Raw genomic sequence first — 20,827 nt, 5'->3', positions numbered from 1 at the left:
ACAGTTATCGATGGAGTTACGGCAATTGCGTTATTTTATCGAAGTGGCCGAACGCGAACACTTCACGGAAGCAGCAGAACATCTCCATGTTGCACAGTCGGCTATAAGTCTACAAATCTCAAAACTCGAAGCTGAATTAGGCATTACACTATTTGAACGCACCGGACGAAACATTAAGTTAACACCGATTGGAAAGACGTTTTTAGTTCATACAAAAAAAGCGATCAAAGCGATTGATTATGCAAAAGAAAAAGTAGACGAATATCTAGATCCTGAAAAAGGAACGATTAAAATTGGTTATCCCACGAGCTTAGCTAACCACTTACTCCCTACAGTAATCTCGGCTTTTAAAGCGAACCATCCGAATGTCTCGTATCATTTACGGCAAGGGTCATATGCTTTATTACTTGATTCTGTAAAAAACGGCGACATTGATTTAGCGTTTCTTGGGCCCGTCCCAAGTAATGATCAGGATCTTTATACTGATATTTTGTTTTCTGAAGGAATTTCATTATTAGTTCCAGCCAACCATCCATTATCGGATCAAAAGAGTGTTTCACTCAGTGATTTACGAACGGATGACTTTGTCTTATTTCCAAAAGGATATGTTTTACATGACATTGCGGTTGAAGCGTGTAAGAAAGCAGGATTTAAACCGAATATTACAGCTGAAGGAGAGGACATGGATGCGATCAAGGGGCTCGTTTCTGCAGGTATAGGTGTCAGTCTTTTACCCGATGGAACCTTTTACGATCGCGAATCACGATTAACGACGAAAATATCGATTGCGTCACCTGAAGTTAAGCGAACGGTCGGAATTATTACCCCTAAAAATCGTGAGCTAGCACCTACTGAAAAAGTATTTTATGAGTTTGTAAAGCAGTTCTTTTCCCGCTTAGATAAGTTTCAATAGGAAAGGTGCAAGCGCCCTTATAGAGTTAGACATCTTGAAATATTCTTATCTATTAAAAGAAAGGACTATCTCGTAAAAACAAGACAGAGCCAGGCAGCCTCCAATTAGTATGGAGAGCACCTGACTCTATTGAGATAGCTTTTTATCTATTTATTCGCGTCATTATCCACTCGTTCTACTTTACCGAGTAGTATCTTATAATTTATCTTTTCTTTCAAAATATATTCTTCATCTACATATATGCGACAGTTAAGGTTTTTCCACCCGCCTATTTTTACCTTTACGTTCTTCGTTGTACCGTAATCATCAAAAGTTCCATTCAACTGGTAGAACGACCACAACCATTGGTACCAGCGGTTTCTTTCATTTTGGTCGACTAAGTTTCCGTTAATATATAACTCTTCTTTATAATATTCATTGTTTACTAAAATCGTATGGTTTCCATATTTCACATCAAACTGTTGCTTTAGGTCGCTTTTGATCTTCTCCCAATCCTCATCAAATTCTTCCTTGTTTTCTTTTTCAGGTTGATTTTTCTTTTTGACCTTACTAAACATCCATTCGAATATAAATAGAATGATAAATAAAGAGAGTAACATCACAAAGAAATTATCAAATACAGTTCCCTTTGTAATTACAGCATAATAGTATCCAAATAAAAACATTATACCGAAATAGATTAAAAACTTAAAAAACCTCAAAATTATCGCTCCTTATTTTCATAGGAAAATCTATCCATTAAAATATATCTTGTTAATTGTAACATAATGGAACAAAAATAAGTTGTTAAGTATGTAAATTAAATGTAAAAAAGGACTTCCTAATGGAAATCCTACTCATCAATAACTCTCGTCACCATTCCAATACGGTAACATAATTAATTAGGAACAATACGACGGATCTACTTTCGCAGGTAAAGTTCCATCTTTTTCAAGTAGCTCTCGGACTTGATCAGGAACCCTCACCTTTTGTCTCGTTTGTATATCAATGGTTGTGAGAACTACCTCAGATTTTGAAACAAGTTGTTGGTGCACATCAACCACGCTTTGTTCCAGTGTAAAGCTAGTGTTTCCTACACGTCCAATCTGTGTACGTATGTTGAGCTGATCTTGATTAAACAATTCTTTTTTGAAATCTGTACTCAGATGAACAACTACTGCTTCTACTCCAGTTGAAATGCAATACTCATACCAAACCGACCTTGCTTCGTCCATGTAGCCGATCAGTTCCACATTACTTAAATGGTTTTTCTTTGTTTCTACAACAACCTGGTATTTAGAATACGTCATCCTTTCTCCTCCTTCATATGTACCACTAAAAATCACCTTATTAATACCTTCACTGTTCTATGCAGATTTCCCTTTATTTTTCAGTTGTTTTCGAAAAGTTTAATGCACTTGAACTTTTTCCGATAGTTGAGGAGTTCGTCACTTTAAGGGAGTTTACTAAGAGGACCAGTATTCCAATACGTTGGTCTGGCGTGCACTTAAGGAATTTATTAGGAGGACCGTGAACCATTACAGGGGTTGGCACACAGTTGTAGTTGAAAAAGTCATAATAACTAGGTTTCTACTGCCCATAACGACTAGTGACTATGTCCTCATAAACCTTCTTCCTTACATTTACCTAGAAATGGAATTATTACCACTTTTTATTGACCTAAACACCATAATAAAGTAACATATAAATTACATTTCGCAACATATATATTACATCTCATCCTACTGTAGGTGATCAAGTGAAAAATAAAGTAAGGGTAGCTCGTGTTGAACAAGCGATAACTCAGGAACAATTAGCAAAAAAAGTCGGTGTGACGCGTCAGACCATTGGTTTGATTGAAAACGGAAACTACAATCCAACTTTGCAACTTTGTATCGCAATTGCCAAAACGTTAGATAAAACGCTTGATGATTTATTTTGGGAGGTTGATTAGTATGGAAAAATCTTGGTTGTCCACCATATTACCTTCAGACGAGTATAAACAAAAAATGCTACTCTACTATTTAGGTGAAGCCGCTGTTCTTAACCTCATTGTTTTACTAACACTATTCTTCTTAAATCGCTTATTTCCTCATTGGAATCTCTCCGTAGAAGTTGGCTTAGGTATTAGTATTATCGTGTTTATTTTTTATGTCGCGTCAAGATATATGTTCTCAGGAATGGATTATGCAAATGTGACGAACGAAACGTCTTTTAAGCTTGAACGGAAGAAAATACTCATACGTTCGATAACCTTCATTAGCTTGTACTTACTAGTTTATATGGTTTTCATCGGGTTTCCACGAAGCGAAGGACAATGGAGTGAAATTCTCGGTCTTGTGCTTCTAATTGGCTTTGTCTATTCGATTTCTAACTATATATCTTTAAAACGGTCATATAACAAAAATAGAAGTTTACTAGATCAGGAATGAGGGTAACTTTTACATATATCAGTCCCCTACATTTTTTCTATAGTTGCCAGGTCCATACGATTCCGGACCTGGCTATTTTTTATGAAGTTCGAATCGAATGCTCAGATCATGAGAAAATTTTCATAGGGCATTTATTTAATAGTTCAGATAATAGATATTTCAATATAATAAAAGAACCGCCAATTAAAGAGCAAAAAATTATTAGGCCTACCGTAACCTTTGAACTTCTTCCATCGTCGGCATGCCTGCTTGAGCACCGATTTTTGTCACCGCATGAGCTGATACTTTTATTGCAAATTCAACAGCCTCATGAAGCGGTTGTTTTGATGCTATTCCAAATGCAAGCGCACCATTAAACGCATCTCCAGCCCCAGTTGTATCGGCGACCTTAACCTTTCTACTCGGCAGTTTCATGAGCTGTTGATCATTTTCAAATACAACGCCTTGTTTCCCTCTCGTCAGAATCACATGTTGAATACCTTTTTGCCGAAGAGAACGGAAGGTTGCTTCATATCCTTCTTCAATTGAAGTTCCCGTTAGAACCATGAATTCTGTTTCATTCGGGGTAAAGTAAGTGATTTTTTTAAGAAAATTTTCTGGTAACTCTTTTGCTGGTGCTGGATTTAACAAAACGGGAACACCGTGCTGTTCAGCAAGTGTAATCACTTCGCCCACAATAGGCAAAGGAATTTCAAGCTGAAGAACTACGATATCACTATTGATAATTAACTCCTTATTCTTTTCCACCCACTCTGCTGTTAGCTCAAAATTTGCTCCCGGAACGACGATAATATGATTATCATCAGGTGTAACCGTAATTTGAGCTATACCCGTCGGCTTCACTTTGCTTGTGTCAATTCCGCGAACATCAATACCTTCTTCTAACAGCTTCTTTTTTAATTCTTCACCATTCAAATCAGCACCGATGCAACCGATGAAAGACACGTCAGCTCCTAACCTAGCTGCAGCAACAGCTTGATTGGCACCCTTTCCCCCTGGTAAAGTTGTGTAGTTTTCACCAAGTATCGTTTCGCCAGGAGACGGAAAGCGAGACGTTTCCGTAATTAAATCCATATTAATACTACCGACTACCGTGATTTTCGGTCGGGATTGACTCATACTATCACCTACACATTCATTGTTTTAGAAAAATCCCTCTTACTTACTATAAAGCTTTATTTAGGATATTGTGGATATGAGTTGATTTTGGGCTAGTCTTAAAAATCAATGCGTTCGATCAATTCTAAAGTCTCTCTATTTAAATATTCAACGCGTCCATGGTGGAGTGGCTCTTCGCTTTCATAATACCAAAGGTACATATTCTCTAACTCGTTTGCTTTTACTTTTTCAGGTGGGAGCATTGCAAATGGTAAAATAACTGCATGCTTTTCATTCACTTCAATTCGATAATCAACACCATTTTTTATTAGACCATATACTAAGAAATCCCCATATCCTTGCAAATTGCCTGGAATTTCATAAGTCGATCGATCACTCATCGGATCCCAAGCCATCATTGGTTGTTTCCATCCAAATATGCCTTTCTTCACCTTTGCTGCACCGAAAAATTGTTGATCTTTAATAAAAAAGAAAAGTGCTTCATTATTTAACTTATAAGCAGGTATTAGTACTAATTCTTTATCAGTCGCAAGCATGGCTTTGCTCGGTTCTGAGTACGAAATCAAACGTTCACTATTTATCCAAAACGAGGTAAGTGCAAGGATAATTCCGATTAAAATAAGGAGTGAAGTTCTATGTTTTCTTCTCTTTTCCATATATACAATCCTCCCTCTTATTTAATACCATAGCCACACCATATCATACATCAGACAAATCAAAATAGGTTTTCTGAATAATATTACAGCACTAGAACATTAAGTTGACATAACTCTATACTTGTAAACAAAACAGGCCAAATCTAAATTGAGATTTGGCCTGTTGATTTATAAAGCTTGATTAATGACTCTCTATAACATAGATAATCGACTACTTTACAATTTATTGAAACTTTTCTCGTTGTGACATTGTTTCAGCTTGCTTTTGCTGTACTTTTGCCTGTGCTGATTGAACGTCCATTTGCTCTTGTTTTACTTGTTCTTTTGCTTGAAATAACTGCATCTCAGCTTGTTGCAATTGCTGTTTTTCCATCAATAGTTCTTGCTCGGCTGCATTCATCTCTGCTTGTGCCTGTTGAAGCTGTTGTTGATCTTGTTGTTGTTGATTTTGTTGGTTTTGCTGATTTTGTTGTTGATCCATAACCGTTCCTCCACATGTATAATTTAAGTAGATTTATCTCAATGTTAGGGTACACAAAATTGATATTTCTATGCTTCCAAAGAGAACATTTGGACATACTAAAATTACACACCACGCATTAGGTATTCTGAAAAAAGCTCTAAGTAAACAAATGACCAAATGATAAACCAATGATAAAAGTAGCAATGCTTCCAAAAATAGAAAATAAAAAATAAACCATCGCTTTTTTCATATGTTTGTTTCGAATCAGCTCAATCGTTTCCATACTAAATGTTGAGAATGTAGTGAAGGCTCCAAAAAAACCGATGCCTAAAAAAAGAAACAACGGCTCCTCATAGGCAGCTGAAAGAGGAATTATCCCGTATGCCATTGCAAAAAATAAGCCTAAGCCGAATGATCCGATTAAATTTACTATAAGCATAGCAACAGGAATAGGTGGATGCGGCTTTCTTTTCATGATTGCTAAGCCAAGCAAGTATCGGGATACAGCACCGAGCGCTCCTCCCAAAGCTAAAATAAGAACGTTCATGACCATTGCCCCTCTTTTCCATCTTCTTTCGTTTCACTCCACTTCGTTCCAAGAAGTAAGCCAACAAATGCGAAGGTTAACCCTCCAAACAAAGATACCGATAGATAAATGACCGACTCCAATAATGACATTTGTTGATATAAAAACAAACTATCAGCTGCTAACGTTGACATCGTGGTAAATCCACCGCAAAAGCCAACTCCTAATCCTAGCTTTACCCACTCTCGCGGTTTTCGATGGATGAACCAACCTGTAAAAAGTCCAAGTAATAAACTTCCGACGATATTTTCAATCACCGTACCGATAGGGTAACCAACAAACAATGTATAAACATTTAAGGTATACCTCAGCATCGTACCCACTGCTCCACCGATCGCTATAGCAATAATATTTTTATAATCCAATATGTAAGCTCCTTTCTGTAGGAGTATTTTTTTAGAAATATGTTGAACTATATTATAATGAAGTAATTACTCATGAGCAATGAAGTTGATATCAACAAAAAACGATACTCTCTAATAAGTATCGTTCAGCTTATATTGTTCTAATATCTTTGCCATTTATATCTGACCTGTTTTAATGTACATAATCGATTGCAGTTCATTAAACCCAAGCTTTTCATATAGTTCTTTAGCAAAGTTCTTGGAATAGACGTTTAACCGTACTTCATCGTACCCTTGACGCTCTAATTCTTTTACTGTTTCTTTAATTAATTTTTTTCCTAATCCTGCTCCTCTAAATTCAGGCAGCAAATATAATTCATAAATAAACCCTGCCCTTTTTTCAGTCATATAGTCGATGTTCTCACCAATAAGCGCCCATCCTTTTAGTGACCCATTTTTATTACGCAGGACGACATAATAAGCACCTGAACTTAGTACACTCAACATTAAACTCTTCGCCTTCACCTGACTAATCGGTTTATCTGATTTCATTGCTTCATTTGCTGATTCAGCTGCTTTTGTTAAAATGAATTCTATTTCTTCAGTAGTCGCCTTATGTAACATCACTTCACCCCTATTGGTTTTACTTCTATCGTATTCCAAAGAGAGTTTGGTCAAGAATAATAATTTTTACTGATATGAATGTATTACAACAATACGAGAGTCTTGACATACATGCGCCCCAGAGCAAAAAAACAGACCCACTAAACATCTAGTTAGGTCGGTATTATTTTGACCCCGTAACGTCTAGTTAAGTCTGTTTTAAATTCATTAAAGCGCTTAGTTAGTGCCACTTACTATGTACCTAACAATCTTCTAATGCGTTAGTTCTCTACATAAATTCCAGACCTTATCCCAATTATCTCTATTTTCAAGATAAGTCTGAACCTGTAAATTGCTTGATTTGCATCTTATAATTTGGTTTTGTAACAGTTGGTTCCATGATTTGATTTTTATCATTAATCAGTTTTCCTGTTGTCATTTTAAATTGGTCAGACATACAGATTTCAAAGTAACATTCTGCAAACTTTTCAGGAGGCGGGAAAAATAAATTTTGAATTCTTGCGATCACTCTCCAACCAGGTGCAAATTTCATTAACGTCTCTTTGGACATTTTTGCACCATTTATTTGGATCGCATTGACTTTAATCCCATTCTCCTGCAATTCTTCTGCCAGTTTAAACGTCAGTAACACCAAGGCCACCTTCGAGTCCCGATACATGTTATACACACTAAATTTCTTGTCGTCTTTACGCTCGCCTCTTAAATTACTAAAATCAATGTCTTTTTTCGGATCAAAGTAATGCTTTACAATATTACTGGAGGCATGAAGAATTCTAGCATCTTCTGATTTTTTTAGATGATCGACCAACAACATCGTCATTAAGTATGGCCCAATCACATTTGTCGCAAACGTTAATTCAATCTGATTGGCGCTAAGACGATATTTCTCACCATGATTGGCATAAGCCGCATTATGGATGAGCACATCAAGTTTCTCATACCGATTTTTGAATTGCTTACAAAACTCACGGATCGAATTGAAAGAACTAACGTCTAGTTCGAGGAGGTCGACCCGATCATTATTAGTTGTTTGCTTTATGTCGCTTTGCACTTGCTTACTAATTTCCAGGTTTCGACATGCCATAATAACTGTACAACCTTCTTTAGCAAACTTGAAAGCTGCGGCTTTCCCTATTCCAGAATTAGCCCCCGTAATTAATACGATTTTTTCACAGTTCATTTTCGGTCCCCCATATTTATTTTCCATCCATCATAACAATTTTTATGCTACTATATTACCAATCCTCTTTTTCTTCCACCTTATGCTCCTTAATTCCTTCTCGTTTCAACGATTTATAAATAGCTAACATCATGATAAACATAAGTATGGTATACGGGAGCGCGATAATGATGGCTGTCGCTTGCAGTCCTTTGATCCCGCCGCTCATTAAAAGAGAAGCAGCGATGGCTGAAACGAGTAATCCCCATGTCACCAGCTTATACTTGCTTGGATTTAGACTCCCGCCTGAGGAAAACACACCTAACACATACGTAGCCGAATTAGCTGACGTTATAAAAAAAATCGAAATCAATACTAAGGCAGCCACACTCAAAATAAATCCAAAAGGCAACTGATCTAACATAAGGAATAGACCACTTTCTGGTGTATCTTTAACCGTAGAGGCTATTCCCGCTTCCTCCTTCGTTTCTTGGAATAACGCCGTACCTCCAAATGCAGCAAACCATAAGACACTTCCTAGAGCTGGGACAAAGAGTACACCTATGATAAACTCCCGTAAACTTCTTCCTTTTGATATTCTAGCAATAAATGTACCTACAAATGGACTCCAAGCAATCACCCAAGCCCAATAAAAAAACGTCCATTCGCCTAACCAATCATTATCTGTGTACGGTGTTGTCTGAAAACTAAGCGGAACAAGTTGAGTGATGTAGGTTCCTAACGTCAATGTAAAATGTTCCATAATAAAAAGCGTCGGCCCGATCACAATAACGGTAATAAGAAGCACGGCAGCTAACGTGAGATTGCCTATACTTAAATATTTCATCCCGCGATCAATTCCTGATAAGACTGAGATGAGAAAAATGACAGTAACAACTAGAATGATAGAAAGCTGAGCAATTTCCGCATTTTGAATAGGAAACAATTGAGAGAGACCACCGCTGACTTGAAGTGTGCTTAAACCAAACGAAGTTGCAATCCCGACTGTTGTTCCAACAATGGCAATGACGTCTATTACCTTGCCCCATCCACCTCTTATCCTATGCCCAATAACAGGGTAAAAAGTAGAACTGATTAATCCAGGCAACCCTTTTCTATACTTGACAAAGCCCAATGCCAACGCAACAATCCCATATACAGCCCATGGATGGATCCCCCAATGAAACACCCCATACAATAATCCTTTCTCTGCTGCTTCTTGTGTTTTTGGCTCAATTCCTTCTGGTGGGTTTACATAATGAGAGAGAGGCTCTGCCACACCCCAGAAAACAAGCCCTACACCCATACCAGCTGCAAACAGCATGCCAATCCATGTGTAATAGGAGTATTCAGGTTGATCTTCTTTTCTTCCAATCTTCATATGTTGATACGGACCAAACCCAAGGAATAAACAGAAGCCTACAAATAATGCTGTAGCCAATACATAAAACCAGCCAAACACATCATTTACTAAATGCAGCCCAATAGACATTGTATTTTCCATATGATCCGGAAAAAAAATCCCCCATAATGTCATAAGTAATACGATTATTGCTGAAATGGTAAATACGTTAAGCACACTATTTCGTTTCTTTTTGTTTCCCATATTCTCGTTCCCCCTTGTTGCTAAATCGTCCTTAAATATTAATTACACATCTATTAACCTTTTAAAGTCCTAAAAAAACATATCTTTATAGATCTTATTTTGGTATTTTTTATCAAAACCTACTCCTTCCCTTACTTTAAACACTCAGTTATATCATTCAAAAGAAATCAGATGTTTAAACTTTCTCTAACTCGGTTACAGAATACTAGACACTTAAAAAGGAGTTGGTAGTCATGAAACATCAAAAAAACTTTGCACTAGGTACTGTCGTTGGAGGAGTAGTTGGAGCTACAGCGGCATTGCTCACCGCTCCCAAATCGGGTGAAGAACTAAGAAAAGATATTCAGAATGAACTAGCTGAAGGAAAAAACAAAACCGAAGAAGTGACAAACGAAATTAAAGAAAAGATGAGCGAACTATCTGAGATCATCAATGACAGCTCTTCAAATGTCTCCCAAACCGTTAAACAAAAAAGTGAGCAGGTCATTAATGAAGCCATGGCGTTATTAAAAAATACGGATTCACCCCATGAAATGAACATTGACCACTTAAAAGAAGTAGTTAGGGAAATCATGAAGGAGGAAATGAATGCTGGCCAAGATATAAAAAAAGTTGTCGAAGATGAGGTCAAAAAGATTGAACAGAAACTAGGGGAAGATGTAAAAGACTTAAAGCAAACTGTAAAAAAATAACCGAAACGGAAGGATGATTGAAAATGGCAACAGCTACTGTTGGTTTTCAGGTATTGCCTGATGGAAAAGACATGAATACTAACGGAATGATCGCCGAAGCCATCGAAGTCGTTAAAAATTCTGGGTTAAAATATGAATTGGGACCAATGGAAACCGTCGTTGAAGGAGAATTACATGAAGTGTTTGAGTTAATTCAGAAGACCCAGCAAGTTAGTATGAACACCGGTGCTTCTGAATGCTTCACAAATATAAAAGTTCACTATAAACCTCATGGAGTAAAAATAACAGATAAATTAATGTAGTAAATAAAACCAGGTGGTACCTCCACCTGGTTTTATTTTATCTATTATTATTGATATGAATACTATTAAATAACGATGGACTCGAGTTCTATATTTATTAGAAAAAATTATTACTTTTATACCAAAACTATGATAAAGTACCTATGTTTTTCATGTTAGTTTATGATAATATATTCAATAATAGTAGTTCACTAGTAAAATATAACTAATGACACTACAAACCATGGAGGTTTTTTTATGACCGCACTCGAATTAATGCATTTAAACGACATCAAGAAAAAGAATGTCCTTATGTTTGTTACCTTTTCTATTTCTTTAATTGTGGCAATAGGTAATACAATTACAACCGGAAATAGTTATGGCATTTTACATTATTCCGTTCAATTACTCGGCTTTGCGATCCTGTTTTTGTTATTTCAATTTATAATCAAACGGCCACAACTATTTGCTATAGTAGCAGTCCCTTATATCTACATCTTTGTTATTTTGAACATTTTATTACAAGGACCTAGCTTAAGCAATGTAATTATCGTATTATTCTTGACTCTTATTTCAGCTTTGCACTTTAACCGTAGACTGTTTACAATTGGATTTGTATTAGGGTTTATCGCTATCGTCCTATCAACCATTCTTGACCGGAATAGTTCAGAACTCATTCAATCTAGTTATGTTACTGCTATTTTAGTATATATCTTGTCCGGGATTGTGCTTGGCGTCCTTATCTATTTAAATCAAAAACAATTTTTACAACTACAAGATTTTATCAGCCAAGCTGAGGAAGATAGTCGTAAAAAAGAAGAACAAAAGAATAAACTAGAATTAAACGTTACTGGTATTATCGATGACGTACAGAAAGTAAATGATCAAGTAAAAAACAGTTTACAATCGCAAGACGAAATTCGCTTAGCCATTAATGAGCTCGCCTCAGGAAGTACAACACAATCGGAACAAATAAACGATATATCCGAAAATGCTTTTACCACAAAAGAAAAGATGGAAGAGTTACATAACGTCTCCACGGATCTTTCGGATGCATCTAAACACTCTAGTACGCTTGCTAACAAAGGACATCATCAAGTATTAGAGCTTAATCAAGATATGAAGCAACTTGAACAAATTATAGAAAAGTTAAATCATACGTTCACCGTGCTCACTAAAACGATAGAAGAAACAAATACATTTACAGGTACTATTCAAGAAATCTCAGAGCAAACCAACTTGCTTGCCTTAAACGCATCTATTGAAGCAGCTAGAGCTGGTGAAGCTGGCAAAGGATTTTCAGTTGTAGCACAAGAAATACGAAAATTAGCGGAATTAAGTAGAAATACAACAGATAAAATCAACCTTAATCTTTCTCAACTAAATAATAGTAATTCGGAAGCATTAGAAAGAATGAAGGATAGCAGTAGTTTTATCGGTAAAGGTCTGCAATCGACTGAAGATGTCACAACCTCTCTCATCTCAATGAAAGAGATGTTAGAATCGTTAGACGGAAAAGTTCATTTCTTGACGGAACTAGCAGTGGATGTAAAACAGAGATCGACGAATGTTGAAACTTCAACAAACGAATTAGCAGCGATTATCGAAGAATCCTCTGCAAGTCTTGAAGAAATGACAGCCACTATTGAGAACCTGACAACCGATAATCACTCCATTGCACACCTTATGGAAGAGACATCTAAGAAAGCTGCACAAATATTAAATTCTTAACAAAGAAAGCTTGCACTAATTTTTTAGTGTAAGCTTTTTGATTTATTTCTTTAATAGATCCCCCTTTTTAAAATTCATCTTAATTTTGATGCAGTTTCATACATGATTTTCAAGAATTATGGCAACCTATTTTTGGTAAAGGAAATTTTTCCATTAAAGGAGGCCGTAACATGAACAGTGAACAAAATGAAAACAACCAAGCAGATGATATGTTAACTAATAGACAAGGACATCCGGTTACAAACAATCAAGACGTACGAACAGTCGGAAATCGTGGGCCGACAACACTTGAAAATTATGATTTCCTAGAAAAGATCAGTCACTTTGACCGGGAACGTACGCCTGAGCGTGTCGTACATGCTCGTGGTGCTGGTGCTCATGGGTACTTTGAGTCGTACGGTACAGTGAACGGTGAACCGATTTCAAAATATACGCGTGCTAAAGTCTTTACAAATACAGACGTCCAAACCCCTGTTTTTGTCCGGTTCTCTACTGTTGTGCACGGTGGACATTCCCCAGAAACATTAAGAGATCCTCGCGGGTTTGCGGTGAAGTTTTACACAGAGGATGGCAACTGGGATTTAGTTGGAAACAACTTAAAGATTTTCTTTATTCGTGATCCTCTGAAGTTCCCAGATATGGTTCACTCTTTTAAACCTGACCCAGTAACAAATGTTCAAGATCCTGAAAGAATGTTTGATTTCTTATGTCAGACGCCAGAATCGATGCACATGGTTACCTTCCTCTTTTCACCATGGGGCATTCCTGCCAATTACCGCAACATGCAAGGATCTGGTGTGCATGCTTATAAATGGGTTAACGAAGAAGGAAAAGCCGTGTTAGTGAAGTACCACTGGGAGCCTGTCCAAGGAATTAAAAACCTTTCTCAAAAAGAAGCAGATCAAATTCAAATGACAGATTTTAACCATGCGACAATGGATTTATATGAAGCCATTGAGCGTGGAGATTACCCGGAATGGGAGCTGTATGTTCAAATTATGGAAGATGGCGAGCACCCAGAGTTAGATTTTGATCCGCTAGATCCAACGAAGTTATGGTATAAAGAAGATATCCCGTGGCACAAAGTCGGAAAAATGGTTTTGAACAAAAACCCTGAAAATTATTTTGCTGAAGTCGAACAAGTCGCTTTCGGTACAGGTGTCCTCGTTGACGGGTTAGACTTTTCCGATGACAAACTTCTACAAGGCAGAACCTTCTCGTACTCCGATACGCAGCGTTATCGAGTAGGATCTAACTATTTACAATTACCAATTAACAAGCCAAAAAAGCATGTTGCTTCCAATCAAGAAGCTGGACAAATGGATTACAGAACGGACTTTGGCAAGCACCAAAATCCACATGTCAATTATGAACCTTCACTTATTGGCGGTTTAAAAGAAGCTCAAAACCCTGGTAAAGAGCATGAGCCGTATGTAGAAGGAAATGTAAAACGAGAAAAAATTTCTCGTGAAAATAACTTTGGTCAAGCAGGTGAAACGTACCGCAGACTAAACGATTGGGAACGAGACGAGCTCATTTCGAATTTAACAGGGGCCCTTGCGACCTGTCGAAAAGAAATTCAAGACCGTATGGTAGACATGCTGACTCAGTGTGACGAAGATTACGGTAAACGAATTGCTGAAGGGCTTAAAAAAGCCGGTGAACAACAAGATACAAAAGCAGAAGAAGCGGCTCACCAATCCGAACAAATGGGTCATCCATCTGATCCATATTAAGTTGTTGTGCTATCTTCCATAAAAGAAAAGCTGAACATCTGAATGTTCAGCTTTATCTTTTTGCCATTTTTCTATTTATCAATTTACGTGAACAGAGATTGCATCATAAACAAGAAGCAAATAGAATTCTTAAGAAATTTTGCGGACTCAGAGGACCTTATTTTCAAAAATTCCACCGTTATGTAGGTGTTTATGGACTCAGAGAACCTTATTTGCTATTAATCTATAGAAAACCGGAGATATTTTGCTAGATAAGGGCTTCTCAGTCCGGCTAGCAAATATAATGGCTAAATCCAGCAATCAACAAAATTGAGAGATATGCATCCCAAATAAGTTCTAGTGTTATAAAAACGGAATTTATAATGAAAAATGGTATACACTCCGTAAAGCGAGCGTACCGATTAGTCCACATACTCAACCGTAAAGTCCGAGGAGAGCAGCTCCATTTCGTCTAGATCCCATTCAAACGTGAGGATCGCCGATTGTTCGGAATGGTGGAAAATGACTCGTTTTCCATTCACAATGACCGAACTTTCCGCTTTCCAAAAAGAAACATCCTTATCCTCGCCTGTACGGTTACAAACAATTAGTGGCAGCCCTGTGTCGATCGATCTTTGCTCCCACTCCCCGTCCGGTCCGTGCAGTCCAGGCCCCCATGACGAAGGAGCGATAATCATATGTGCGCCGTTCTCTTTTAAGGTGTCAGCAATTCTTTTTGTATATGCATCCGCACAGATTAAAACCCCTACTTTAACATCACCTATCGAAATCGGCTCTAACACGCTTCCTGGAGTTGACCATCTATCAATTTTGGCTAGCTTTCGTTGCTTCCCAATGATTTTACCTTCGCCGTTAATAACAAAAACGGAATTATAAAGTGCACCTTCTTCTGATCTTTCTGCACACCCTAAAAACACTGTCGTATTTAATGTCTGGATTACATTCATAAAATTTATCATCCATTCATCAGGCTGTTCAAGAATCCAATCCGTTCCAATCAGATGATCAAACTGCAGACCGCTAATTGCTAACTCAGGTGTAATCACCCAATCAACGTTTCGAGCTGCCGCTTGTTTTACTGCTTTTTCGACCAAAGTAACGGTTGTATGTAAGATCACCTGCTATAGGTAATAAGTGTAATAGAGCAATTTTAATTTTTTTCACTAAAGCCACTCCCCATTTACTGTATAACATCTCTTTCTTTCACATAAGCAATTATTTTAACAGCTTAACAATAAGGCAACTTCTATTTTCTTAACCGTCCAGTAATGACCTCAAGGTTAATATCTTCCGCATGTTCAGTATATAAACGAATTTCATAGCCCCCTGCTCCACCATAAAATTGTATCATTCCTTCAGTTTGAGGCGACACTTTGTCCTCCCAAACTACATCGCCTCCACGTTCAACGACTAATAATAAGTCCCCTTCACCAATGCTCGCTCGGTAAGGTATACCGACCATTCCTTCTTCGATGACTCTAACATCATCTACTAAATAACTGCCTTTTAATGACCCGATCGATACAATTACATGACCATTTACTTCTGTCTTACTCGCATTAATGGCTAGATTATCTGCAAATAGCATCATCGCACCGACAAAAATAATCGTAATTACACCAATGACACCAGCTAAAAGAAAAATACCGCGGTTTCCGAAGCCTGTAAATTTCCGCATTATAGTAACATTCAAACTGTACACGATTCGGAATAGAATAGGAAATGCAATCGATATCGCTAAAACCGATAACCACTGTCCACCAACGACAGCCTGCATGATAAAAAACAAAAGGACACTAATGTAAAAAATAATTCCAGACCAATAACTGAACAGCATAAGCTTACTATCCTTAGACGGTTGACCAAAAAGCTTCTCTATTATTTGTTGCAATATTCCACTCCTCTCTATGATACTTCTAATTAATCGCAGTAAGTTAGACTTTTTTGCCATAGAACTAGCTCGCTTTTTTATATCATTAAAAGTTTATCATTAACACACCTTGAAGTTACAACAATATGATTTCACATAATGCAGCTATGAGTGATACCTCTAGTCATTTCTAAAAATTTGATAGGCATAAAGAAATGTTAATAAAAATAAATTGTAAAGATGAACAGGAAATGATTACAAAATGGCCAACTTAGTGAGGTGAGCATAGACTTGGGAGCAATTAGGGGCAAAGACTATATCGATCGGATTAATCAGCTTCAATCCGAGGTTTGGATTGACGGAAAACGGGTGGAAGGAAAAATTTCTGAGCACCCTGCCTTTCGTGGTGTGTTAAACAGTCAAGCTAAGCTTTACGATTTACAACATGACGCTTCCAAAAAAGAGTTGTTGACCTATCCTTCCCCAACGAGCGGCGAACGGGTTGGCATTTCTTTTATGATGCCTAAAACCAAAAGAGATTTAAAGAAAAGAAGACTGATGATCCAAGAGTGGGCAAAAACCAATGCCGGGATGATGGGAAGAAGCCCAGATTATATGAATACGGTATTAGTGTCTTTTGTAGCTTCTAAACACATTTTAGAAGGTAATGAAAATTGCTTTCCCGAACATTTAATCTCTCTTTACGAACACGCACGAGAGAAAGATCTCTCCTTTACTCATACTTTTATAAATCCACAATTCAACCGGGCACCTCTGCACTTTTTGGATGAATTTGCGCATCCTATTGCTGCAAAAGTGATAGATGAAACGAGTGAAGGTATCATTATTAAAGGTGCGAAATTACTTGCTACACAAGGTGGACTGACCGATGAGATCATCGTCTACTCCACTCCTAATCCTCTCGACAAATCGTATGCTTTTGCCTTTTCCATTCCTAGTAATACCAAAGGATTAAAATTCATATGTCGCCAGTCATTTTGTTCGAGTCAATCGAAATTTAACTATCCATTGTCATCTCGTTTTGAAGAGAATGATTCGCTTGTTGTTTTTGATCACGTCGTTGTTCCATGGGAGCGAGTATTTTATTACAACAATATACAAGTAGCTAATGCTTTTTCGACAAAAGGACCTTTCACCCCGTTTGCGTTACACCAAGTTGTATCTCGTCAAATAGTGAAACTAGAATTTATTCTAGGGGTAGCACAATTGATTGTTGACTCGATTAATACGAGTGAGTATCAGCATGTTCAGGAAAAGGTGTCGGATATCATTATTGCGCTTGAAACAATGAAAGCCTTTCTAGTTGCATCAGAAGCGGAAGCCAAAAAAGGCAAAAATGGGATTATAATTCCGGCAGTAAACCCTTTGTACACTGGGATGGTTATGTTTCAACGGCTTTATCCAAGGCTTACCGAAATCCTCCAACTCCTCGGCGCAAGTGGAATGATTAACATACCTACTGAGGAAGATTTCGAATCTGGGATCAAGGATGATTTAGATTTATATCTTCAAGCGAAAACGAGAGATGCTAAAGAACGTGTAAAGCTGTTTCGTCTTGCTTGGGATTTGTGCATGAGTCCATTTGGTACGAGACAAACCTTGTATGAAAGATTCTTTTTTGGCGACCCCGTCCGACTAACCAGCAGCTTATTTATTAACTACAACAAAAAAACAATGATTGATAGAGTTGAGCGTTTTTTAGGTGAATATTAGAAAGCTGAACTAAAATAAAGAATTCTCCTTAAACGACCTAACTTGATTGGGCTCAGGTACATTTATCGATCCTGAGCCTTAGCTATTATAAAATTCATGAGTTCCATCTCTCATATCAAACTAATTTCTAAAGACTAAATGTAATGAATGATAAAAAGTAATAGAGCTGAAAGAACAAACGGATTGATACGAAATGAAAACACTTCTCTTTTATACACATCATTCCCAAATGACTGTTTAGAAGCCATCACATTAGCATAGTTAGACACTAAGCCCCCATTACTAGAAAAAAAGATAAATAATGCTAAAAAACCGATGGATGTAAAGAACATCACATCTAAAAATGTCATATGAATCAGACTGGCAATCCAAAAAGTTGCACCAAACTGTCCCGCTACTAAAAGAAGTGTAAGTAAGAGTGCGAATAAAAACCTCATAACTTCCTCCTTTCACAATAAATTAGCTTCTGGTTAAACTAGAGCTGCATATAAAAACGTTTGGACGTTTACACCTATCGTTTTCTATTCATTAGAAAAACCAATCCATAGTAAACCACTGCACTCCCGAGGGTAAACCACCGAAACTCCCATAATTTAGCCGCCGAATATATTTCTAAATATAGGCTGGAATCAATAATTGAAGCTAATAGCATTCCACCGAATATGAAAAGACCAATCCAATACATTAATTTTTTCGTACTCATCGGCTGTTTATAATTTAATTCTCCCATCAACCATTCTCCCCTAACCCTAGTTTGATAATTACACATCCATCTTCTTATAGAGAGTAATTCTTACCGTATCAACACTCTTCTCCCTTTTATTCTTTTAAAGTCACTTAAATCCACTAGGTTATGGTTATGCTCTACTACCATGTTTCATCCAATTTATCCGAATAAAAGTGAATGGCATTTTTATATTTTAATATAGTTTCATCGGCAGTTGTTTCAAGCAAACTTTTTAAGAGTACTTCCATTGCCAATTTATGATCACTCGTATTGTATAATGTCATTGCATAAAAAGCTTTTATGGCATGATTTGCAGGAAACTCGTTAATCGCTTGTTGGAAGATCCGTTTTGAATTTTCATAATCCCCTAGCGTTCGATACGTACTTCCTAAACCTAATAACGCCCCTTCTAATGCTTCTCTCGATAAACCTAGCTCAATCGCCTTTTCATAAAAAGGCACTGCGTCTGCTTCTTCGCCTAAGACATCATAGCTCCAAGCACATTGGTAGTTCACTTCTGCATTCTCAGGGTGTTCGGTGACTAATTGTAAAAGTAATTGATTCGATGCCTTTAACTGTCCTTCTTTTCTTAATTCAATAGCATTATCTAATTGTTGAATTAGTGGATTATTCATCGATCATACTCCTTTATGTGTTGGATTGATTTATTCATCCTTATTTCTGCCTGAGCCTTCTGGATCGATCCCTAGATGCTTCATAATCAGATCTTGATTTTTCTTAATTTTAGCCAGCGAATCCCAAACATAAAAAATAAAAATAATAAATAAAAACATAGGGATAAGCGTTACAATAATTTCCACACTTTCACCTCAATTTCTCGTTTCGTTTTGAATACTTTTAAAAGCAAAAGGTCAAACAAACTATATTAAACTACTCGAAAATCACAACAAATATCAGTCAATTTCAACAATTGTGAACATCACTCCCCCAAAACGAGTGGTCCATATATAAAGTCCAGCTGGCCCAGTTGCACCTGTTGATTTAACACTGGTTTTGTGATTTGCTAGAAGACTGATAGGTGAAATAACATAAGTGCACCTATTGAACAAGAAAAGCAATGACAGAAAAATCATATAATCCCTCACTAAACTTTTTATGGGAGACACATGAAATATTGTTAAAACGATTGTTTACCTTTTTATTGTTCTACGTATAAGGCTTTAAGAAGTTTCAAAAAATTTAGGCATAATTTCAAAGTCTTTCTTCCCTTTAAGACAGGCATATAATACAATTATTTTATCCAATATTTGGTTTCTGTTCTATTTAATCTACTATTTATGAGGTGTGCTTGGGAATGAAAATGTTAAAAAGATGGCTTGGCTCGATATCAATTCTTTCAATCGCCCTACTCTCGTTTATGTATTTCTTTAAAGGTGGAATTATTCTGGACTCGCTCGGCATTCATATAGAGCGTCTTTTTGTACAAACCGTCAACATCCCTGAGGAATATTCAACAGTTGATCGAAACGGAAATGGGATTCCCGACCCTCTGGATATCGTGTATACCGCCAGAAAAGAAGTCGAGCAACGGACCCATTATAAGAGTGCCTATTATGCTGGAGGTTACCCGCCAAATGATGAAGGTGTTTGTACTGATGTCATATGGCGAGGGTTACTAGGTGCCGATGTTATTCTAAAAGATCTTATGGATGAGGATATTTCAGAACACACGGAATTATACCCGCGGGTTGATGGCAAGCCTGATCCGAATATTGATTTTCGACGTGTCCCGAATCAATACGTTTTTTTTGAGCGCCATGCTGAGTCTTTGACGACTGAACTCATTCCAGGTGACATGGAGAACTTAAAAGAATGGCAACCCGGCGATATTGTCCTGTTCCTCGAAGGCTATCACCATGTAGGTATTGTTTCCGACAAACGAGCAAAAGACGGAACACCCTATTTAATTCACAATAACAGACCCTTTGCGGCCGAAGTTAAACTTTCATCCTTTTCCACCCCAATTGCCGGACACTATCGATGGAATTATTAAACTTCAAGTAACATAGAGTAACTCTTCATTATCGTCACTTTAGGGATTTTCTAGGAGATCTCTTCAACGTATACTGCTGGTTCGTATGCACTTATGGGACTTTTTAGGTGATCCCTTCAACGTATACTGCTGGTTCGTGTGCACTTATGGGACTTTTTAGG

Annotated in this window: 25 protein-coding genes; 9 read left to right on the top strand and 16 right to left on the bottom strand. The window is 37.2% G+C overall.

Annotation, left to right across the window (positions count from 1 at the left end):
• The first annotated feature begins 10 nt into the window (after window positions 1-10).
• Window positions 11-913 carry a glutamate biosynthesis transcriptional regulator GltC gene (gltC, locus tag AC2VNP_RS19380; protein ID WP_486918918.1) on the top strand — a complete coding sequence of 301 codons (903 nt, stop codon included), beginning with the start codon at window positions 11-13 and terminating at the stop codon, window positions 911-913.
• A 146-nt stretch (window positions 914-1,059) separates the two neighbouring features.
• Here gltC and AC2VNP_RS19375 read toward each other — a convergent pair whose 3' ends face one another.
• On the bottom strand, window positions 1,060-1,614 hold the full coding sequence (locus AC2VNP_RS19375; protein ID WP_486918917.1) for a hypothetical protein: 555 nt from the start codon (window positions 1,612-1,614) through the stop codon (window positions 1,060-1,062).
• 180 nt (window positions 1,615-1,794) lie between these two features.
• Window positions 1,795-2,202 (bottom strand): acyl-CoA thioesterase, encoded by a 408-nt coding sequence (locus AC2VNP_RS19370; protein WP_486918916.1) that lies wholly within the window; start codon window positions 2,200-2,202, stop codon window positions 1,795-1,797.
• Window positions 2,203-2,651: 449 nt separating this feature from the next.
• On the opposite strand from AC2VNP_RS19370, the gene AC2VNP_RS19365 reads away from it, so the two are divergent.
• Window positions 2,652-2,846, top strand: coding sequence for a helix-turn-helix transcriptional regulator (locus tag AC2VNP_RS19365; RefSeq protein ID WP_486918915.1), 195 nt, complete (start codon window positions 2,652-2,654; stop codon window positions 2,844-2,846).
• Between the two features lies 1 nt (window position 2,847).
• Window positions 2,848-3,324: a DUF3278 domain-containing protein gene (locus tag AC2VNP_RS19360; protein ID WP_486918914.1), complete on the top strand. Its 477-nt coding sequence runs from the start codon at window positions 2,848-2,850 to the stop codon at window positions 3,322-3,324.
• Window positions 3,325-3,531: 207 nt separating this feature from the next.
• Here the strand turns inward: AC2VNP_RS19360 and rbsK are convergent, their stop codons facing one another.
• The 8 genes from rbsK to AC2VNP_RS19320 all read right to left on the bottom strand — a co-directional run bounded on the left by rbsK (window position 3,532) and on the right by AC2VNP_RS19320 (window position 9,881).
• Window positions 3,532-4,443: a ribokinase gene (rbsK, locus tag AC2VNP_RS19355; protein WP_486918913.1), complete on the bottom strand. Its 912-nt coding sequence runs from the start codon at window positions 4,441-4,443 to the stop codon at window positions 3,532-3,534.
• Between the two features lie 98 nt (window positions 4,444-4,541).
• Window positions 4,542-5,099 carry an aspartyl-tRNA synthetase gene (locus AC2VNP_RS19350; protein WP_486918912.1) on the bottom strand — a complete coding sequence of 186 codons (558 nt, stop codon included), beginning with the start codon at window positions 5,097-5,099 and terminating at the stop codon, window positions 4,542-4,544.
• Between the two features lie 223 nt (window positions 5,100-5,322).
• Window positions 5,323-5,580: a hypothetical protein gene (locus AC2VNP_RS19345; RefSeq protein ID WP_486918911.1), complete on the bottom strand. Its 258-nt coding sequence runs from the start codon at window positions 5,578-5,580 to the stop codon at window positions 5,323-5,325.
• Between the two features lie 139 nt (window positions 5,581-5,719).
• The gene (gene crcB / locus AC2VNP_RS19340; protein WP_486918910.1) at window positions 5,720-6,109 is read right to left on the bottom strand and encodes a fluoride efflux transporter CrcB; all 390 of its coding nucleotides are present in this window, start codon (window positions 6,107-6,109) and stop codon (window positions 5,720-5,722) included.
• Window positions 6,106-6,513: a fluoride efflux transporter FluC gene (locus AC2VNP_RS19335; protein ID WP_486918909.1), complete on the bottom strand. Its 408-nt coding sequence runs from the start codon at window positions 6,511-6,513 to the stop codon at window positions 6,106-6,108. The genes crcB and AC2VNP_RS19335 overlap by 4 nt, the downstream gene beginning before the upstream one ends.
• Before the next feature lie 156 nt (window positions 6,514-6,669).
• Window positions 6,670-7,116 (bottom strand): GNAT family N-acetyltransferase, encoded by a 447-nt coding sequence (locus AC2VNP_RS19330; RefSeq protein ID WP_486918908.1) that lies wholly within the window; start codon window positions 7,114-7,116, stop codon window positions 6,670-6,672.
• Window positions 7,117-7,423: 307 nt separating this feature from the next.
• Window positions 7,424-8,296, bottom strand: coding sequence for an SDR family NAD(P)-dependent oxidoreductase (locus AC2VNP_RS19325; RefSeq protein ID WP_486918907.1), 873 nt, complete (start codon window positions 8,294-8,296; stop codon window positions 7,424-7,426).
• A 55-nt stretch (window positions 8,297-8,351) separates the two neighbouring features.
• Entirely contained in the window at window positions 8,352-9,881 is a 1,530-nt protein-coding gene (locus AC2VNP_RS19320; RefSeq protein WP_486918906.1) for a BCCT family transporter, read from the bottom strand.
• A 233-nt stretch (window positions 9,882-10,114) separates the two neighbouring features.
• Here AC2VNP_RS19320 and AC2VNP_RS19315 point away from each other — a divergent pair, with 233 nt between their 5' ends.
• From AC2VNP_RS19315 to AC2VNP_RS19300, 4 genes are all read left to right on the top strand, one after another.
• A complete protein-coding gene (locus tag AC2VNP_RS19315) occupies window positions 10,115-10,573 on the top strand; it encodes a YtxH domain-containing protein (protein WP_486918905.1) in 459 nt (152 codons plus the stop codon).
• Between the two features lie 23 nt (window positions 10,574-10,596).
• Window positions 10,597-10,875 carry a thiamine-binding protein gene (locus AC2VNP_RS19310; RefSeq protein ID WP_486918904.1) on the top strand — a complete coding sequence of 93 codons (279 nt, stop codon included), beginning with the start codon at window positions 10,597-10,599 and terminating at the stop codon, window positions 10,873-10,875.
• Between the two features lie 237 nt (window positions 10,876-11,112).
• Entirely contained in the window at window positions 11,113-12,585 is a 1,473-nt protein-coding gene (locus AC2VNP_RS19305) for a methyl-accepting chemotaxis protein (protein WP_486918903.1), read from the top strand.
• Between the two features lie 170 nt (window positions 12,586-12,755).
• Window positions 12,756-14,321 carry a catalase gene (locus AC2VNP_RS19300; RefSeq protein ID WP_486918902.1) on the top strand — a complete coding sequence of 522 codons (1,566 nt, stop codon included), beginning with the start codon at window positions 12,756-12,758 and terminating at the stop codon, window positions 14,319-14,321.
• A gap of 401 nt (window positions 14,322-14,722) precedes the next feature.
• Here the strand turns inward: AC2VNP_RS19300 and AC2VNP_RS19295 are convergent, their stop codons facing one another.
• Together AC2VNP_RS19295 and AC2VNP_RS19290 are read right to left on the bottom strand one after the other, a co-directional pair.
• A complete protein-coding gene (locus AC2VNP_RS19295) occupies window positions 14,723-15,439 on the bottom strand; it encodes a carbon-nitrogen hydrolase family protein (RefSeq protein ID WP_486918901.1) in 717 nt (238 codons plus the stop codon).
• Between the two features lie 128 nt (window positions 15,440-15,567).
• On the bottom strand, window positions 15,568-16,212 hold the full coding sequence (locus AC2VNP_RS19290) for a hypothetical protein (RefSeq protein WP_486918900.1): 645 nt from the start codon (window positions 16,210-16,212) through the stop codon (window positions 15,568-15,570).
• A 270-nt stretch (window positions 16,213-16,482) separates the two neighbouring features.
• Here AC2VNP_RS19290 and hpaB point away from each other — a divergent pair, with 270 nt between their 5' ends.
• Window positions 16,483-17,925, top strand: a complete 1,443-nt coding sequence (hpaB, locus tag AC2VNP_RS19285) for a 4-hydroxyphenylacetate 3-monooxygenase, oxygenase component (RefSeq protein ID WP_486918899.1) — start codon at window positions 16,483-16,485, stop codon at window positions 17,923-17,925.
• Between the two features lie 134 nt (window positions 17,926-18,059).
• Here hpaB and AC2VNP_RS19280 read toward each other — a convergent pair whose 3' ends face one another.
• The 4 genes from AC2VNP_RS19280 to AC2VNP_RS19265 all read right to left on the bottom strand — a co-directional run bounded on the left by AC2VNP_RS19280 (window position 18,060) and on the right by AC2VNP_RS19265 (window position 19,473).
• On the bottom strand, window positions 18,060-18,362 hold the full coding sequence (locus AC2VNP_RS19280) for a hypothetical protein (protein WP_486918898.1): 303 nt from the start codon (window positions 18,360-18,362) through the stop codon (window positions 18,060-18,062).
• A 74-nt stretch (window positions 18,363-18,436) separates the two neighbouring features.
• Complete coding sequence (locus AC2VNP_RS19275; protein ID WP_486918897.1) at window positions 18,437-18,655, bottom strand: hypothetical protein; 219 nt, start codon at window positions 18,653-18,655, stop codon at window positions 18,437-18,439.
• Window positions 18,656-18,792: 137 nt separating this feature from the next.
• Window positions 18,793-19,287 carry a tetratricopeptide repeat protein gene (locus AC2VNP_RS19270; RefSeq protein ID WP_486918896.1) on the bottom strand — a complete coding sequence of 165 codons (495 nt, stop codon included), beginning with the start codon at window positions 19,285-19,287 and terminating at the stop codon, window positions 18,793-18,795.
• 30 nt (window positions 19,288-19,317) lie between these two features.
• Window positions 19,318-19,473 (bottom strand): hypothetical protein, encoded by a 156-nt coding sequence (locus AC2VNP_RS19265; RefSeq protein WP_486918895.1) that lies wholly within the window; start codon window positions 19,471-19,473, stop codon window positions 19,318-19,320.
• A 494-nt stretch (window positions 19,474-19,967) separates the two neighbouring features.
• Here AC2VNP_RS19265 and AC2VNP_RS19260 point away from each other — a divergent pair, with 494 nt between their 5' ends.
• On the top strand, window positions 19,968-20,666 hold the full coding sequence (locus tag AC2VNP_RS19260) for a DUF1287 domain-containing protein (protein WP_486918894.1): 699 nt from the start codon (window positions 19,968-19,970) through the stop codon (window positions 20,664-20,666).
• Window positions 20,667-20,827 lie beyond the last annotated feature (161 nt).

This window comes from Alkalihalobacterium sp. TH-98 (genome assembly GCF_057473385.1).
Note: the sequence above shows the minus strand (reverse complement) of the source record. Positions and strands in the feature narration are given on the sequence as shown.